At 59.1% G+C, this 16,604-nt stretch carries 14 protein-coding genes; 6 read left to right on the top strand and 8 right to left on the bottom strand.

What is annotated here, in order from left to right; all coding sequences use genetic code 11:
• Positions 1-108 precede the first annotated feature (108 nt).
• The 4 genes from MME58_RS19755 (at position 109) to MME58_RS19740 (ending at position 4,107) form a co-directional block, all read left to right on the top strand.
• A complete protein-coding gene (locus tag MME58_RS19755) occupies positions 109-1,257 on the top strand; it encodes a serine hydrolase domain-containing protein (protein WP_054984344.1) in 1,149 nt (382 codons plus the stop codon).
• Between the two features lie 153 nt (positions 1,258-1,410).
• Complete coding sequence (locus MME58_RS19750; protein WP_054984343.1) at positions 1,411-2,556, top strand: OmpA family protein; 1,146 nt, start codon at positions 1,411-1,413, stop codon at positions 2,554-2,556.
• A gap of 291 nt (positions 2,557-2,847) precedes the next feature.
• Positions 2,848-3,495 carry a pyridoxamine 5'-phosphate oxidase gene (pdxH, locus tag MME58_RS19745; protein ID WP_054984606.1) on the top strand — a complete coding sequence of 216 codons (648 nt, stop codon included), beginning with the start codon at positions 2,848-2,850 and terminating at the stop codon, positions 3,493-3,495.
• A 147-nt stretch (positions 3,496-3,642) separates the two neighbouring features.
• Positions 3,643-4,107 (top strand): outer membrane lipoprotein, encoded by a 465-nt coding sequence (locus MME58_RS19740; protein WP_003314430.1) that lies wholly within the window; start codon positions 3,643-3,645, stop codon positions 4,105-4,107.
• A 93-nt stretch (positions 4,108-4,200) separates the two neighbouring features.
• Here the strand turns inward: MME58_RS19740 and MME58_RS19735 are convergent, their stop codons facing one another.
• The 7 genes from MME58_RS19735 to MME58_RS19705 all read right to left on the bottom strand — a co-directional run bounded on the left by MME58_RS19735 (position 4,201) and on the right by MME58_RS19705 (position 11,895).
• The gene (locus tag MME58_RS19735; RefSeq protein WP_054984605.1) at positions 4,201-5,814 is read right to left on the bottom strand and encodes an NAD(P)/FAD-dependent oxidoreductase; all 1,614 of its coding nucleotides are present in this window, start codon (positions 5,812-5,814) and stop codon (positions 4,201-4,203) included.
• A gap of 97 nt (positions 5,815-5,911) precedes the next feature.
• On the bottom strand, positions 5,912-6,592 hold the full coding sequence (locus MME58_RS19730) for a COG3650 family protein (protein WP_055005104.1): 681 nt from the start codon (positions 6,590-6,592) through the stop codon (positions 5,912-5,914).
• A 301-nt stretch (positions 6,593-6,893) separates the two neighbouring features.
• Positions 6,894-7,595: an ABC transporter ATP-binding protein gene (locus MME58_RS19725; protein WP_054984603.1), complete on the bottom strand. Its 702-nt coding sequence runs from the start codon at positions 7,593-7,595 to the stop codon at positions 6,894-6,896.
• Positions 7,596-8,363, bottom strand: a complete 768-nt coding sequence (gene livG, locus MME58_RS19720) for a high-affinity branched-chain amino acid ABC transporter ATP-binding protein LivG (RefSeq protein WP_054984602.1) — start codon at positions 8,361-8,363, stop codon at positions 7,596-7,598.
• Entirely contained in the window at positions 8,360-9,625 is a 1,266-nt protein-coding gene (locus tag MME58_RS19715) for a high-affinity branched-chain amino acid ABC transporter permease LivM (RefSeq protein WP_054984601.1), read from the bottom strand. The genes livG and MME58_RS19715 overlap by 4 nt, the downstream gene beginning before the upstream one ends.
• Positions 9,622-10,545, bottom strand: a complete 924-nt coding sequence (gene livH / locus MME58_RS19710) for a high-affinity branched-chain amino acid ABC transporter permease LivH (RefSeq protein ID WP_010432468.1) — start codon at positions 10,543-10,545, stop codon at positions 9,622-9,624. The genes MME58_RS19715 and livH overlap by 4 nt, the downstream gene beginning before the upstream one ends.
• Positions 10,546-10,770: 225 nt before the next feature.
• Positions 10,771-11,895, bottom strand: a complete 1,125-nt coding sequence (locus MME58_RS19705) for a branched-chain amino acid ABC transporter substrate-binding protein (protein WP_055005103.1) — start codon at positions 11,893-11,895, stop codon at positions 10,771-10,773.
• A 325-nt stretch (positions 11,896-12,220) separates the two neighbouring features.
• On the opposite strand from MME58_RS19705, the gene MME58_RS19700 reads away from it, so the two are divergent.
• Positions 12,221-12,526 (top strand): DUF2288 domain-containing protein, encoded by a 306-nt coding sequence (locus MME58_RS19700; RefSeq protein ID WP_054984608.1) that lies wholly within the window; start codon positions 12,221-12,223, stop codon positions 12,524-12,526.
• Between the two features lie 145 nt (positions 12,527-12,671).
• On the opposite strand, the gene MME58_RS19695 is transcribed toward MME58_RS19700, so the two are convergent.
• Positions 12,672-14,963: a putative bifunctional diguanylate cyclase/phosphodiesterase gene (locus MME58_RS19695; RefSeq protein ID WP_054984599.1), complete on the bottom strand. Its 2,292-nt coding sequence runs from the start codon at positions 14,961-14,963 to the stop codon at positions 12,672-12,674.
• A gap of 236 nt (positions 14,964-15,199) precedes the next feature.
• Between MME58_RS19695 and MME58_RS19690 the strand changes: the two genes are divergently transcribed.
• A complete protein-coding gene (locus MME58_RS19690; RefSeq protein ID WP_055005102.1) occupies positions 15,200-16,579 on the top strand; it encodes a spinster family MFS transporter in 1,380 nt (459 codons plus the stop codon).
• The last annotated feature ends 25 nt before the right edge of the window (positions 16,580-16,604 follow it).

Below are 16,604 nucleotides of genomic sequence, written 5' to 3'. Positions count from 1 at the left end.
AACGCTGTCGGTTGATTCACGTCTGTTCCCAAAGCGCCCGATCGCTGGAACAATACGCGCCCATTCAGCCTGTGATCAGGCTTGGTACAGTCAGTCAGGAGTTAGCCGTTGCAGATCCAGGGTCATTACGAACTTCAGTTCGAAGCGGTACGTGAAGCCTTTGCGGCGCTTTTTGACGACCCTCAGGAACGTGGTGCCGCGTTATGTATCCAGGTGGGTGGCCAGACCGTGGTTGACCTGTGGGCGGGTACTGCCGACAAGGACGGTGCCGAGGCCTGGCATACCGATACCATCGCCAACCTGTTTTCCTGCACCAAGACCTTCACCAGCGTAGCGGTATTGCAACTGGTCGAAGAAGGCAAGTTGACGCTGGACGAACCGGTTGCCCGGCTCTGGCCTGAATTCGCCGCGGCGGGCAAAGCCTCGATCACTCTGCGCCAATTGCTCTGCCACCAGGCGGGTTTGCCCGCACTGCGCGAACAATTGCCTGCCGAAGCGCTTTACCAATGGGACACGATGACCGCCGCCCTGGCAGCTGAAGAGCCTTGGTGGACACCCGGGCAGGGGCACGGGTATGCGGCAATCACCTATGGCTGGCTGGTGGGCGAGGTGTTGCGTCGTGCCGATGGCCGAGACCCCGGAGACTCGATTGCCGCGCGGATTTCACGTCCGCTTGGGCTGGATTTTCACGTTGGCCTGGCAGATGACCAGTTTCATCGCGTCGCTCATATCGCCCGCGGCAAGGGTAATGCCGGCGACGCTGCTGCTCAGCGTGTGCTGCAGGCGACGATGCGCGAGCCAGCCTCCCTCACCGCCAGGGCATTCACCAATCCGCCATCGATCATGACCAGTACCAACAAGCCGGAATGGCGACGCATGCAGCAACCGGCGGCCAACGGCCACGGCAATGCGCGCAGTCTTGCCGGTTTCTATAACGGTTTGCTCGATGGCAGCCTGCTTGAAGCAGACACGCTCAACGAGCTGACCCGTGAACACAGCCTCGGTCAGGACAAGACGCTGCTGACTTCAACGCGTCTTGGATTGGGCTGCATGCTCGATCAGCCGGGCGTCGCCAACGCGACTTACGGACTGGGGCCCAAGGCCTTTGGCCATCCGGGGGCGGGCGGTTCGGTAGGTTTCGCCGATCCGGATCACGAGGTTGCCTTTGGCTTCGTCACCAACACCCTGGGGCCATACATTCTGATGGATCCACGCGCTCAGAAACTGGTGGGGATCCTGCGTGAGTGTTTGCAGTAAGTATCGGCCATAAGTACTTGTTTCATACCGACTGTCAGTTAAATGGCTGTAATAGGAACCGTACGACGGTTTCTTTTTCCAACTGCATCTTTATGCATGTTATACCGGCGTAGTCACGTCCTTCTGTCTGATCAAAACCGTTGCGGGTTATCCATGTCGTCTAATAAAAGCCTCGTTCTCGCTCTGTGCATCGCCGTCACCGGCTGTGCTCAAACCCCTCAATCCGACTCTGCTGCAACCGGAGGCCATTGGTGGCAGTTCGGTTCTGGCAGCGAGTCTGCTGACGCAGGCGCTGCCGAAAAGGCTCCTGCGCCGAGCCAGGCAGCGGCTCCGGTGGCCAAGGCCGCTGTAGCACCGACCCCTGCGGCGGACGCTGAAGGCGGCACTCGCTGGTACTGGCCGTTTGGTTCCAGCGACAATGCTCAGGCAAAGCCTGATGCTGTGGCCAGCAAGCCTGCGGACAAGCCAGCCGCGCCTGCCCTGTTAGCCAAGTCGGAAACCGACAGCAAATGGTGGTGGCCGTTCGGCAACAGCGAAGGCAAGAAGGACGAGCCTAAAGCGCTGCCGATGCCCGATCCGAAAGTAACTCAGGCCTGGCTGGACGAGTATGAGCCGCGCCTGCGCGCCGCAATCAAGGACAGCCCGTTCCAGCTGGAGCGTCGCGAAGACCTGCTGGCGATTACCGCACCGGTCGACAGCTCGTTCAACCCGGACCGTCCGGCCATGCTGCTGCCCAACACGCTCGGCCCGATCACCCGTCTGGCCAAGGCAGTCGAAGGCGATCAGAAGACAGCAGTGCTGATCCTCGGCCATGCAGATACGTCGGGTCCTACCGAAGCCAACCAGAAGATCAGCCAGGAGCGGGCGCAGTCCGTTGCTGCGATCTTCCGTCTCAGTGGTCTGGAGCGTAATCGCCTGAGCCAGCGTGGGATGGGGGCCGTGATGCCGCGCGCCGCCAACGACAGCCTGCAAGGCCGTGCGCTCAATCGCCGTGTCGAAATCCTCATGACGCCGCAGGACACCATGCGCGCGCTGATGAGCCGATACGCGCTGCCGCCAGTGGCACCGACCATGGTGGCTACTCAGGACGTCAAGCCGGTCGCGCCAGCACCTGCTGCCGCACCTGCCAAGAAAGCCGCCGTGGCGAAGAAAGACACTGCCAAGAAAGCGCCAGCCAAGGCCAGCACCGCCAAAAAGGCCGCACCCGCCAAGACCACTGCAGCGGCTAAAAAGCCGGCAGCCACCAAAGCCTCGGCCAAGGCACCTGCCAAGAAAGATGACAGCCAGGCCAGTAACTGAGGCCTGTGTACTTCAACGACTTTCGTCTCCACGCTTTGCGTTGTGCACAGGTCCTGAATAGCCCGAGAAACAAGGCTTTCAGGCTTCTGCCCGCAGGGCGTGGGAGCGAACTTGTTCGCGAAGAGGGCCTTACATTCACCAATGATTTATCGCCCACAACATAGCCTTCGCGAACAAGTTCGCTCCCACGGCCTTCGGCCAGAATCAAAAACGAATGTGTGATAACGACGAGCGCCGAGCCTCGTAACGAGAGTTAGCTAACGTTCATGATATCTGCGCAGGAATGAAACCATGACTCAGACCCTGGCCGACATGCGCCGTGACTACACTCGCGACGGATTGACCGAAGCGCAATCACCGGACGAACCGTTTGCACTCTTCCACACCTGGTTCGAAGACGCAGTAAAGACCGAGCAGCCGCCTGTCGAGGCCAATGCCATGACCCTGGCGACGGTCGATGAGCAAGGACGTCCTCATTGCCGCGTTTTATTGCTCAAGGGGCTGGACACTCAGGGGTTCACGTTCTTCACCAACTACGACAGCGCCAAGGGCCAGCAACTGGCTGCACGCCCATTCGCTGCCATGACGTTCTTCTGGCCGACGCTGGAGCGGCAGGTACGTATCGAAGGCCGGGTCGAGAAGGTCAGCGCGCAGGAGTCGGATGCTTATTACCAGGTGCGTCCATTGGGCAGTCGCCTTGGCGCATGGGCCTCGCCACAAAGTCGCGTGATCGCCGATCGTGACGAACTGGAAGGCCTGATCAGACAGACGCAACAACGCTTCGCAGACACCCAGCCACATTGCCCCGAGCACTGGGGGGGCTACCGTCTTTTACCCGATCGGATCGAGTTTTGGCAGGGTCGCTCCAGTCGACTTCACGACCGTTTGAACTATCGTTCATTAGACGGCACATGGACACGCGAGCGCCTGGCACCCTGATTGAATTATTCGTCTGGCCGGTCGTCTGAGCGTTATACAGAGCGTCGCTGTATGACGCCTGAATGAACTTAAATTGCAGGATCGGGACCGTGACAGCACCTTTGTCGGGTAGTCTAATGGCCACTGATTCCTCTGGAGATTCCCTTTATGCGCAAGTCTGCTCTTCTGGTTGCTTCGTTCACTGCCATGGCATTGACGTTGGGCGGCTGTACCTCGAATCTGACCGGTGATTCCTATTCCCGCGATGAGGCCAGGACCGTACAGACCGTCCGCATGGGCACTATCGAATCCTTGCGTCCGGTTAAAATCGAAGGCACCAAGACCCCGATTGGCGGCGCTGCGGGTGCGGTCGTCGGCGGCGTGGGTGGCAGCGCCATCGGTGGCGGTCGCGGTAGCATCGTGGCGGCGGTAATCGGCGCGGTGGCCGGTGGTCTGCTGGGTTCAGCGACCGAAGAAGGCCTGACCCGTACGCAGGGTGTCGAAATTACCGTGCGCGAAGACGATGGCAGCATGCGCGCCTACGTGCAGCAGGTTCAGGAAAACGAGATTTTCCGGGTTGGCGAGCGCGTGCGCATCATGAGCGTCAACGGTACCAGCCGCGTTACCCACTGATCGGCAGCAGCGCACAGCAAAACCCCGAGCCGAAATGCTCGGGGTTTTTTATTGCGGTATGTTTCCAGTCCTGCGCTGGAAATCACGCCGACGTCAACCCTCGATCCCCAGCATGTCCCGCACCAGTGCTTCAGCCACCCGAATGCCGTCCACGCCAGCGGAAAGAATCCCGCCCGCATAACCCGCGCCTTCACCGGCGGGGTACAGGCCTTTGGTATTCAGGCTTTGCAGGGTCGGCCCGCGAGTAATGCGCAGCGGTGCCGAGGTGCGGGTTTCGATGCCGGTCAGCACGGCATCATGCAGAGAGAAGCCTTTGATCTGCTTGTCGAACGCCGGCAAGGCTTCACGAATGGCTTCGATGGCAAAAGCGGGCAGGGCTTCGGCAAGGTCCACCAGCTTCACCCCCGGCTTATAGGACGGTTCAACGCTGCCCAGAGCGGTCGAGGCCCTGCCAGCAATGAAGTCGCCGACCAGTTGCGCCGGCGCTTCGTAGCTGCTGCCGCCGAGCAGATACGCGTGAGATTCAAGGCGCTCCTGCAGCTCGATACCGGCCAGCGGGCTGCCGGGGAAATCCTGCTCTGGCGAGATACCGACCACAATGCCCGAGTTGGCATTACGCTCGTTGCGCGAATACTGGCTCATGCCGTTGGTGACCACGCGCCCTGGCTCTGAAGTGGCTGCCACGACAGTACCGCCAGGGCACATGCAGAAACTGTAGACCGAGCGACCGTTGCTGGCGTGGTGCACCAGTTTATAGTCGGCTGCGCCCAGTTTCGGGTGCCCGGCGTATTTGCCCAGCCGCGCCCGGTCGATCAGCGATTGCGGGTGTTCGATACGGAAACCGACCGAGAAGGGTTTGGCCTCCATGAACACGCCACGACCGTGCAGCATGCGGAACGTATCACGGGCACTGTGGCCCAGTGCCAGAATGACGTGTCGGGATTTGATCTGTTCGCCGCTGTCGAGCTGCACGCCCAGCAATTGGCCGTCCTCGATCAGCAGATCGGCCACGCGCTGCTGAAAGCGCACTTCGCCGCCCAGCGCCTCGATCTGATGGCGCATGTTTTCAACCACACCCGTCAGGCGGAACGTGCCGATATGCGGTTTGCTGACGTAGAGGATTTCTTCCGGCGCACCGGCCTTCACGAACTCGTGCAGCACCTTGCGGCCGATAAATTTCGGGTCCTTGATCTGACTGTAAAGCTTGCCGTCGGAAAACGTCCCGGCGCCGCCTTCGCCAAACTGCACGTTGGACTCGGGATTGAGTACGTTTTTGCGCCACAGACCCCAGGTATCCTTGGTGCGCTGGCGCACTTCGGTACCTCGTTCAAGGATGATCGGCCTGAAGCCCATCTGCGCCAGCAGCAGCCCGGCAAAGATGCCGCACGGCCCGAACCCCACGACTATCGGGCGCTCTGCCAGACCTTCGGGAGCGTGACCGACCACTTTATAACTGACATCAGGTGCCGGCCCCACATGGCGGTCGTTGACCAGCTTGCGCAGCAGCGCCTCTTCATCCGAGACCTGAAAGTCGATGGTGTAGATGAAGCACAGTTCGGATGACTTCTTGCGCGCGTCGTAGCTGCGTTTGAAGAGGGTAAAGTCCAGCAATTCGCTGCTGTCGATGCCCAGGCGCTGCAGGAGTGCAAGGCGCAGGTCTTCTTCCGGGTGATCGATCGGCAGCTTGAGTTCGGTGATTCGTAACATTAAGGGGTCCAGTTTTCGGGCCGCAGGTTCAGCCCGACAGCACTACAAGAACCGGCGATTATAAGCGCTGAACCCCTTTGGCGGCGAGCGTGGCCGATCAGTCGTCGCGCGAACCACCGTAATAACCGCAGCCGCGCTGGGCCTGGCCGTTGATACGCAGCTCGGCCGTCAGGTGTTGCACCGAGCCATTGACGCTGTCAACGCAGCGTTGTGGGGCGACCCAGATCTCGATGCGCTGGTTGTTGGCTTCGCTGCTGACGCTGAAGCTGCCGTCGGGCAGCTTCTCTTCCACATAAGGCACCGCCAGTGGTGCGGCACCTTCGCGCTCGATCACCATGCCCTTGCCGCTGACGTTTACATTCCAGGCGGGCTTGTTGCCATTGACGTGCAGGGTCAGGCGCTTGAAATTGGGATCTTCACAGGCTTGGCCTGGACGTTCGACGCGGTACAGTTGGTGCAGATCCAGCTGACCATCGCTGCTGGCTGCTTTGCTCGCAGCAAAATTACCGCGCAGATCGGCGAATACCGTGCCCTTGCTGTCTGCCAGTGAGGCCGCTTCCTGAAGAATACCGGTGTTGCCGCGATCCTTGACCACATAGCGGCGCTGCTCGTTGCACGGCTTGAACAGCAACTGGCCGTCTTCGCCTGTCAGATCGCCCTGCATACGGAGCATGCCCGCCGTGGAGACCTTGGGTTCCTCGGCCTGCCTGCCGAGCAACTGGCACCCGGCAAACAGCGGTAGAAGAGCAAATACGAGGACGGAACGAGCAGCGAACATGGTGTGGTCTCCAGACAAGTGCCGCCACGTTACTCAGACTGGAGGTGCATCACAAGGGTTGGAATGTCTATCGCGTGCAGGAGCGGACCGAGCGTCGCTTCGCCCGGCCTCTGTGGGAGCGGAATTGTCCGCGATCTGCCGGGAACCGGCAGCAAAACCGGTGTATGCGGTAGATCAGGTGCAACCGTACGCGCCGGTTTCAGTGCCGCTTCGCCGCCCATCGCAGCCGTCGTAACCTCCTGAAGCTCCTACGCCCTCCGGGCAGAACCGGGGGGGTGGATGACGGGTGTCCCGGGCAAACTCAACCGCCCAGATACGCATCCCGCACTTTCGGGTCGACCAGCAGTTCTTCACCGGTACCTTGCATGACCACGCGGCCGTTTTCCAGTACGTAGGCACGATCGGCAACTTTCAGGGCCTGGTTGGCGTTCTGCTCGACCAGAAACACCGTCACACCGTCATGACGCAGCTGTTCGACGATTTCGAAAATCTGCTGGATGATGATCGGGGCCAGTCCCAGCGACGGCTCGTCCAGCAATAGCAGCTTGGGTTTGCTCATCAGCGCACGACCGATGGCCAGCATCTGCTGTTCGCCACCTGACATGGTGCCGCCACGCTGATTAAAGCGTTCCTTGAGACGCGGAAAGAGCTGCAGGACCTTGTCCATCTGCTCCTGATAGTCGGCTTTTTCCGTGAAGAAACCGCCCATCGCCAGGTTCTCTTCAACGGTCAGGCGCGCAAATACGCGACGGCCTTCCGGCACTACGGCGATGCTCTTGCGCATGATGATCGACGATTCCAGCCCGACCAGCTCCTCGCCCATGTAGCGAATACTGCCGCTCTGGGCGCGAGGTGAGCCGCACAGTGTCATCAGCAGCGTGGATTTGCCTGCGCCGTTGGCACCGATCAGGGTGACGATTTCACCCTGTCGGACTTCCACGTTGACGCTGTGCAGCGCCTGGATCTTGCCGTAGAAAGTGGAAACGTTTTCGAACTGCAGCATTTACGCTTCCCCCAGGTAGGCTTTGATCACATCAGGATTGTCACGAATCTGTTCCGGCGTACCGTCTGCCAGAGGCGTGCCCTGGTTGATCACTACGATGTGGTCGGAAATGCTCATTACCAGTTTCATATCGTGCTCGATCAACAGGACCGTGGCGTTGTGTTCGTTGCGCAATACGCCGATCAGCGCTTTCAGGTCGTCGGTTTCTCTGGGATTCAGACCTGCTGCCGGCTCATCGAGCATGAGGATGCGCGGGCGGGTCATCATGCAGCGGGCGATTTCCAGGCGACGCTGCTGACCGTAGGCCAGCGTTCCGGCAGGGCGGTTGGCGAACTCCTTGAGGTTGACGGCCTCCAGCCAGTGCTCGGCGTAGTCCATGGCTTCGCGTTCGCTGCGGCGAAACGCGGGCGTCTTGAACAGGCCAGACAGAAAGTTGGTGTTCAAATGCCGGTGCTGGGCAACCAGCAGGTTTTCCACGGCAGTCATTTCCTTGAACAGGCGCACGTTCTGGAACGTACGCACCACTCCCTTGCGCGCAATCTGATGGCCAGCCAGGCCCTGGATCGGCTCACCGTCCAGCAGAATTGTGCCCGCGCTCGGCCGGTAGAAACCGGTCAGGCAGTTGAAGACTGTCGTCTTGCCGGCACCATTGGGACCGATCATCGATACGACCTGCCCCTGATTGACGGTCAGGGCAACGCCATTGACCGCCAGCAGACCGCCAAAACGCATGCTCAAGCCAGTGGCTTGCAGTAATGGGCGGCTCATTTTGGCAGCTCCGCTTTCAATTTCATTTGGGGGCGCTGCATCGGCAGGAAGCCCTGTGGACGCCAGATCATCATCAGCACCATCAACGCGCCGAACATCAGCATGCGGTAGTCACTGAACTCGCGCATCAGCTCAGGCAGCAGAATCATCACGATGGCAGCCAGAATCACGCCCAGTTGCGAGCCCATACCGCCTAGCACGACGATGGCCAGGATGATTGCCGACTCGATGAAGGTGAACGACTCAGGGGTAATCAGACCCTGGCGTGCTGCAAAGAAGCTGCCTGCGAAACCGGCGAACGCTGCGCCCAGAGTGAAGGCTGACAGTTTGATCACGGTTGGATTCAACCCTAGCGCGCGGCAAGCGATTTCGTCTTCGCGTAACGCTTCCCAAGCCCGGCCGATCGGCATGCGCAGCAGGCGGTTGATGACGAACAATGCTGCCAGCGCCAGCAGCAGGGCGATCAGGTAGAGGAAGATGACCTTGTTGATCGAGTTGTACGGCAGGCCGAAGAACTCGTGGAAGGTCTGCATGCCCTCGGCGGCCTTGCGCTCGAACGTCAGGCCGAAGAAGGTCGGCTTTTCGATATTGCTGATGCCGTTCGGACCACCTGTCAGTTCAGTCAGGTTGCGCAGAAAGATGCGGATGATTTCCCCGAACCCCAGCGTCACGATGGCCAGATAGTCTCCGCGCAGACGCAGTACCGGGAATCCCAGCAGGAATCCGAACAGCGCCGCCATCAACCCCGCAATTGGCAGGCAGATCCAGAAGCCGAGCCCGTAGTAATGCGACAGCAATGCGTAGCTGTAAGCGCCTACTGCATAGAATCCGACATAGCCCAGGTCAAGCAGGCCAGCCAGGCCGACCACGATGTTCAGGCCGAGGCCGAGCATGACGTAGATCAGGATCAGTGTGGCGATGTCCACCGCACCGCGCGAACCGAAGAACGGCCAGATGAAGGCCAGCACGATGAGCGCCGCAAGGCCCCAGCGCTGGGTTTTCGGCTGGGTCAGGAAGTCGCTGGTCTTTTGCGGGATCAGCGGTTTCCCTGACCCGCGGCGCAGGCTGCCAATCTGTTCCGCGAACAGGACACGCAGAAACAGCAGCACCGAGCACACGGCAATGATGGTCAGGGTCAGTGGGCTGGCGTTCTGTACTTGCAGGGTGACGCCGGAAAAGGCCAGTTTCAGGCCGAAGACCGGGTAGGCTACAGCCCAGACCAATGCAGCGCTGAACAGCGCCTGTTTGAAAGACTTGCTCATACTTTCTCAACCTCCGGACGACCCAGAATGCCGGTCGGTCGGAACAGCAGCACCAGGACCAGCAGGCCGAAAGCCACTACGTCCTTGTACTGATCACCAAAAATGTCGGCACCGAAGGCTTCGGCGACGCCCAGCACAAGGCCACCGAGCACAGCGCCCGGGATCGAGCCGATACCGCCCAGTACCGCAGCAGTGAAGGCTTTCAGACCCACCAGAAAGCCTGCGTTGGGATTGATGACGCCGTATTGCATGCTCAGCAGCATCGCAGCAACGGCCGCCAGTGCTGCACCGACCACAAAGGTCAGGGCGATGATGTTGTTGGTGTTGATCCCCAGCAGGTTGGCCATTTTCATGTCCTCGGCGCAGGCGCGGCAGGCACGACCCATTCGCGAGCGTGAGATGAACAGGGTCAGGCCGGTCATGGCCAGCAGGGTGACGACGAACACCACGATCTGCATGTAGGAAATCAGCACTTCCTGCGCGCCGCCCGGACCGAACGACAGGCTGCCGGGCAGCAGGTTGGGGATGGCAAAGTTGCCGGACCCCTGAGACAACTGAACCGAGTTCTGCAGGAATATCGACATGCCGATTGCAGAGATCAGTGGAATCAGACGGTTGCTGTTACGCAACGGGCGGTAGGCCACACGCTCGATGCTGTATCCGTAGGCACTGGTCACGATGATCGCTGCGGCAAAACCGGCAATCATCAGCAGCGGCAGGCTGTGAATACCCAGCATCGCCAGACCGGCGAGTGCCATGAAAGCAACATAGGAACCGATCATGTACACCTCGCCGTGGGCGAAGTTGATCATTCCGATGATGCCGTACACCATCGTGTAACCGATGGCGATCAATGCATACGTACTGCCAATGGTCAGGCCATTGACCAGTTGCTGCATGTAGTGGAATAACTCGGGCATTTACCGCGCTCCTAAAAACCTGATCTGCATTTCTCTGACCTGCGCCGGGGTGGCATTCTGTCGATGCGTAGCCTGTTGCGCTGTCAGGGAACCGCTGTTGACGGTTTTAAGATTTTCAGGGGGCCTCGTGTGCGCAGTTCGCTTTGCGAAGTCGGCGCACGGGGCTGGATTCGTAAAACAAAGCCCACTGCACAGGCAGTGGGCTTTATGGGCAACGCAAGCAGCTTATTTGGCGGCTTCGGTCTTCGGTTTGCCGAAGTGCCACTCGTAGACCACGAACTGGAAGTTTTTCAGGTCGCCCTTGGCGTCGTAGCTCAGGTCGCCCATCGGGGTCTTGAAGGTACCGGCATGGATGGCGGCTGCCACTTTGTCGGTGTCTTCGGACTTGGCGGCAGCGATGCCGTCGGCTACGACCTGAACGGCGGAGTAGGAGGGGTATACGAACGGGCCGCTCGGGTCCTGTTTCTTGGCTTTGAAGGCTTCGGTCAACGCCTGGTTGGCCGGGTCCTGATCGAAGGATTTCGGCAGGGTGACAAGCAGGCCTTCTGAAGCTTCACCGGCGATCTGCGAGATGGAATCGTTGCCGACGCCCTCAGGGCCCATGAATTTGGCGTTCAGGCCTTTTTCCTTGGACTGACGCAGGATCTGGCCCAGCTCCGGGTGGTAGCCGCCGTAGTAGACGAAGTCGACGTTGGCTTGTTTGAGCTTGGCGATCAGCGACGAGAAGTCCTTGTCGCCAGCGTTGATACCTTCAAACAGCGCAACCTTCACGCCTTTTGCTTCCAGGGTCTGCTTGACTGCCGTCGCAATACCTTCACCGTACTGCTGCTTGTCGTGAATGACGGCAACGATTTTCGGCTTCGCGACGTCGGCGATGTAGTTGCCTGCAGCCGGGCCCTGGGCACTGTCGAGACCAATGGTGCGAAACACCAGTTTGTAACCGCGTGCGGTGATTTCCGGGCTGGTGGCAGCCGGGGTCACCATGATGATGCCTTCGTCTTCGTAAACGTCGGACGCTGGCTGGGCGGAGCTGGAACAGAGGTGACCGATAACGTATTTGACGCCGCCGTTGACCACCTTGTTGGCCACTGCAACGGCCTGTTTCGGATCGCAGGCGTCATCGTATTCAACGGCTTCAAGCTTTTTGCCATCCACGCCGCCCTTGGCGTTGATCTGGTCGATGGCCATTTTTGCGCCGTTGAATTGCATGGTGCCGTATTCGGCCACAGGGCCGGTTTTAGGGCCGGCGATGCCGATCTTGATGGTGTCGGCTGCGAACGAATGGCTGGCGACCCCTGCCATAACCAGTGCGGCAAACAGCCTTGAAAGCTTATTGGTACCCTTAGTCATGATGCTCCACTCTTGCGTTGTAGTTTTTATAATCCTGATGGCCAAGGCTCCAGGACCAGATTCGATCACTGGTTTTTCCCGCCGCCAACTGTACCGGAACAGTTTAGAGCGCCGCTCGTGGGCTTGGAAAGCCGGGCGTTTGGGGACAAACCAGTGTGTGTCGCTTAATCGAAAGAAAGTTACAGAATCAAACCGCCTGAGTGCCTGAAATCGCTTCAGATCCATGAGGTTATCTGCACTTCCCTGCGATAAATCACCTGCTTCTGGGCTTGCCGACGGGAAAGTGGGCGCTATCATTGCGCCGATTTTCTTTCTGGTGAAACCCATGACGCAAGAACCTAGCACCCTCTATGCCAAACTGCTTGGCGAAACGGCCTCAATCACCTGGACTGAATTGCAACCATTCTTTGCCAAAGGTGCCCTATTGTGGGTCGAACTGCCGCTGGATTTGATCGAAGTCGCCGAGGCAGTGGCTGAAAATGATGCAGCCAGGGTCGCTGCGTGGCTGGCTGGTGGGCAGGTCGGCAAGGTGTCGGAAAGCAAGGCGCTTGAGCTGGTGGAGACCGATCCTGCATTGTGGGCTGTAGTGGTGGCACCCTGGGTGTTGATTCAAAACAGGGCGCGCGATTGATTTTTGCGCCATCTTGGGGCGTGGCGATTCGCGGGATTGAGTGGGAAGGTAACCCTTACGGTTCCCGCGTAGCGTAAAACCACACCGGTGAGCGTTGTTCGACCGGCCTTGCGTGGCCGTTCAACGGACGCTTTTGGCACCCCGCTCAGGTACGCACGGGTCTGTGGCTGGCGAAGTCGTCGCTGTCGGACAAATCGGCAAAAATGTCCGGCGCTTCTGATACTTCGATGTCAGGTCCGAGCGTGGGCGACGGTGGCAAGGCTGCCCACTGTGTGTTCGGTGCGCGCTCGTTCATTTGTCTGGCAAGCGGCAGAATTCGCTCCAGCGGTTGTGGTTTGCTGAACAGATAACCCTGGACGTAATCACTGCCAAACTGCCTGAGAAACTCCAGTTGACCCTGGGTTTCGACGCCCTCGGTGACAACTTTCAGGCGCAGTGTGTGAGCCATGACGATGATCGCCTGTACGATTTCCATGTCCTGCGGGGATTGTGGAATATCAATAATGAATGACCGGTCGATCTTCAGTGTGTCCAGAGGCAACCGTTTGAGATAGGCGAGCGATGAATAACCCGTGCCGAAATCGTCAATCGACAGGGAGACCCCCAGGCTGCGGATCTGCTTGAGCATCAGGATGGTATTGCTGATATTGCCCATCAGGGCATTTTCGGTGACCTCCAGTTCCAGGCGTCCGGGCGCTGCGCCAGCATCGACCAACGCCTGTTCGACCTCTTCGACCAGTTCGTCGCGGCCCAGCGTCAGCGCTGAGCAGTTGACGCTGATGATCAGTTGTTCAAGTCCCTCTTGGCGCAGTGCGTGCAAATCACGGCAGGCTCTGCGCAATACCCAGTTGTCCAGTTCGGCGATCAGACCATTGGCCTCGGCAATGCCGATGAAGCGTCCGGGTGCAAGCAGGCCGTGTTGCGGATGATTCCAGCGTACCAGCGCCTCGAGTTTGGCAACATGGCCGGTGCACATGTCGACGATAGGCTGGTAGTAGACCTGCAGTCCCGTCTCCTCGCGCAGTGCATTGCGCAATTCCTCTTCCAGATGCAGCTCCAGGCTGGCTTTGGTCCTGAGTGCGGGGCTGAAGAAATTGACCCTGTTGCGCCCGTTGCCCTTGGACTGGTAGAGCGCAAGGTCTGCATGCTTGAGCAGCTCATCGCACGTCGAGCCGTCACGCGGGAAGACGGCAATACCGATGCTGGTCGTCATGACCATGCGCCTTCCTGCCAGCGCGATGGTCTCCTTCATTTTGTGCATGACCCGATGCGCCAGATGCCGTGCTTCTTCATAGTCTGGAATACTTAGCAGGATGCAGAACTCATCGCCGCCGAAACGGGCAACCACGTCCTGGACGCGGGTAGCGCTGCGGATACGTTCGGCAATCACTTTGAGCAGTTCGTCGCCAGCGTCGTGACCCAGACTGTCATTGATGCGCTTGAAGTGGTCGATGTCCAGAAACATCACTGCAAGCATGCCCTTGCCCACGGTGTGTTCAAGCAGTTTTTCGGCGAATATCTGATTGAAGCCCCGGCGGTTGATCAGATTGGTCAGCGGATCGTAGTGAGCCACCTGCTGAAGAGATACGCGTGCCTGATCCAGCTGGCTGAGCAGGGCGTTGACCCGCTGCAGATCGTGCTCCTTGCCTTGCAGTTTCTTGTCGGCCATCGCTGCACTGATGCTCCCGGCGATGGTCAGCAGGGTGATCGCGGCGATGGTCAGGCCCAACTGCTGACCGTTTTCGGGGCCGGGAATGTGCAGTGCAGAGCCTTCCGGGATGACCAGCCGTAGCGCCCTCATGCCCATCAGGTGCATGGTCAGCAAACCTGCGCCCAGCAGAAGACTCACCCCGTAGCGGAACATCTGGTGAAACATGCCGTTGTATTGACGCAAGTGTCGGGACAAGGTCAGCAACGCAATACTGGACAGGACAGCGACCAGAATCGACAACGCAAACATCCGCGGCTCGTAATACTGCGTAGCAGCGGAGCGCATAGCCGACATGCCCAGATAGTGCATGGCGCTGATGCCCACTCCCATGACCAGCGAACTGATCAGGCAGCGCCGCATGCTCAGCTCTGGAATGGTCAGGGCTCTCATGGCCACCAGCGCGGTGATAAGCACGATCAGCAGGGAAAACAGCGTGACGGTCAGGTCGTAAGAGATTTTTAGCGGCGCCTGGAACGCCAGCATGCTGATGAAGTGCATCGCCCACACGCCGCCTGCCAGGCATAAAGCGCCCAGTGCTTTCCAGAGACGACGGCTTTTCAGGGCGTCTACCTGAATGACACGGTCAGCAATATCCAGCGTGGCAAAACATGCGGCGCAGGCCACACCGTAAGCCAGCGCTACCAGAAACAGGTTATGACTGCAGTCGATCAATAATTGCCCGTCCGCTGGCAGGCCAGCGAATACGTTCAAACCCAGCCACTCCATAGCGTGCCCTATTCTCACTACAAGGGCGCCAAGGCTCGAAGAAGCCCGGCGATTCGAGCTGAGTATAGAAGCTGTTTACAAACTGCCACCACAATGAGCTGCCATTTTGATATTGGCTCAATAACGAATAGTTATAAAACGCCATCATCTACTTGACCTGTTTACGAATGTTTACAGACAGATAGCTTTTCTCCTTCTAGATTGAGGTGACTGAGAGTCAAGGGACGGATGCCTTCATGAACACACTCCAGGCAGAAAACGCTACTCAGGCTGCCAACGCCTGGCGCGTGCTGTTCCTGCTCTTTCTGGCCAATCTGTTCAATTTCTTCGATCGCACCATCCCCGCCATCATCGTCGAGCCCATTCGCCTGGAATGGCATTTGAGTGACTTTCAGCTGGGATTGCTGGGGACTGCATTCACGCTGGTTTACGCGGTCGCCGGTCTGCCATTGGGGCGCATGGCTGACAATGGGTCGCGCAAGAAGCTCATGGGCTGCGGGCTGGCGGTATGGAGCGGGTTGACTGCGGTGAACGGCATGGTGGGCAGTTTCTGGACGTTCCTGCTGGTGCGTATGGGCGTCGGCATTGGAGAGGCCAGCTACGCGCCTGCTGCCAACTCATTGATCGGTGACCTGTTTCCGGCCCATCGGCGCGCACGGGCCATGGGGCTTTTCATGCTGGGTTTGCCGTTGGGCCTGCTGTTGGCGTTCTTTACCATTGGCGCGATGGTCAAGGCGTTTGACAGCTGGCGCGCACCGTTCTTTATCGCGGCGGTTCCTGGTCTGCTGCTGGCCGTGTTGATTTTTTTCATCCGCGAGCCCAAGCGCGGTGCGGCTGAAAGCGTGCGCATGTCAGAGGCTAAGATTGAAAAGCCGATTCGTCGTGTGCTGTCGATTCCGACTTTTCGCTGGCTGGTATTGGGCGGTCTGACCTTCAACTTTGCGACCTACGCCTGTAATTCATTCATTGTGCCGATGCTGCAGCGCTATTTCCTGCTGCCCTTGCAGGAAGCGGCGGTGGCGACCGGGATCATAGTCGGCGTTACCGGGCTGATAGGTCTGACGCTTGGCGGCTGGATAGCCGACAAACTGCATCAGCGTTTTTCCAATGGACGACTGTTGTTTGCGATCATCAGTATGCTGATCGCTTCGTTGGCCACAGGTTACGCATTGCATGCGGGGCAAGTCGGGATCGGTGTGTTCGTAGGGGTGTTCAGTCTGGGCTGGCTGTTTGCCTACAACTTCTACACCTGCGTCTACACCGCGATTCAGGACGTGATCGAACCGCGTCTGCGAGCCACGGCCATGGCGCTGTTCTTTGCCGGGCTTTATTTATTGGGTGGAGGCCTGGGGCCGGTAGTGGTCGGTTTGCTGTCTGATCACTTTGCCCATGCGGCGATGGCCGTTGCGGGTGTCGAGGTGATGAGCGAGCCCTTCAAGGCCATCGGCTTGCATGACGCCATGTACCTGATTCCGGTTGCGTTGTTTCTGACCTTGCTGTTCCTGTACCAGGCGTCACGTTGCTTCAGTCAGGATGCTTGCAGGATGAAGGAGAGAATGGCGGCTGAAGAGCCTTTGGCGGGGCTGGCGGAGGGGATTGTGGTGGCAAGGCGGTAATCATACGGATCGTAAGCCGCGATGA

This window comes from Pseudomonas syringae pv. tagetis (assembly GCF_022557255.1).
Classification (GTDB): Bacteria; Pseudomonadota; Gammaproteobacteria; order Pseudomonadales; family Pseudomonadaceae; genus Aquipseudomonas; species Aquipseudomonas caricapapayae.
Note: the sequence above shows the minus strand (reverse complement) of the source record. Positions and strands in the feature narration are given on the sequence as shown.

Excerpts from the sequence above, each read along its gene's own strand:
- MME58_RS19750 (WP_054984343.1), top strand. The coding sequence starts at position 1,411 with ATGTCGTCTAATAAAAGCCTCGTTCTCGCTCTGTGCATCGCCGTCACC.
- pdxH (WP_054984606.1), top strand. The coding sequence starts at position 2,848 with ATGACTCAGACCCTGGCCGACATGCGCCGTGACTACACTCGCGACGGA.
- MME58_RS19740 (WP_003314430.1), top strand. The coding sequence starts at position 3,643 with ATGCGCAAGTCTGCTCTTCTGGTTGCTTCGTTCACTGCCATGGCATTG.
- MME58_RS19735 (WP_054984605.1), bottom strand. The coding sequence starts at position 5,814 with ATGTTACGAATCACCGAACTCAAGCTGCCGATCGATCACCCGGAAGAA.
- MME58_RS19730 (WP_055005104.1), bottom strand. The coding sequence starts at position 6,592 with ATGTTCGCTGCTCGTTCCGTCCTCGTATTTGCTCTTCTACCGCTGTTT.
- MME58_RS19725 (WP_054984603.1), bottom strand. The coding sequence starts at position 7,595 with ATGCTGCAGTTCGAAAACGTTTCCACTTTCTACGGCAAGATCCAGGCG.
- livG (WP_054984602.1), bottom strand. The coding sequence starts at position 8,363 with ATGAGCCGCCCATTACTGCAAGCCACTGGCTTGAGCATGCGTTTTGGC.
- MME58_RS19715 (WP_054984601.1), bottom strand. The coding sequence starts at position 9,625 with ATGAGCAAGTCTTTCAAACAGGCGCTGTTCAGCGCTGCATTGGTCTGG.
- livH (WP_010432468.1), bottom strand. The coding sequence starts at position 10,545 with ATGCCCGAGTTATTCCACTACATGCAGCAACTGGTCAATGGCCTGACC.
- MME58_RS19705 (WP_055005103.1), bottom strand. The coding sequence starts at position 11,895 with ATGACTAAGGGTACCAATAAGCTTTCAAGGCTGTTTGCCGCACTGGTT.
- MME58_RS19700 (WP_054984608.1), top strand. The coding sequence starts at position 12,221 with ATGACGCAAGAACCTAGCACCCTCTATGCCAAACTGCTTGGCGAAACG.
- MME58_RS19695 (WP_054984599.1), bottom strand. The coding sequence starts at position 14,963 with ATGGAGTGGCTGGGTTTGAACGTATTCGCTGGCCTGCCAGCGGACGGG.
- MME58_RS19690 (WP_055005102.1), top strand. The coding sequence starts at position 15,200 with ATGAACACACTCCAGGCAGAAAACGCTACTCAGGCTGCCAACGCCTGG.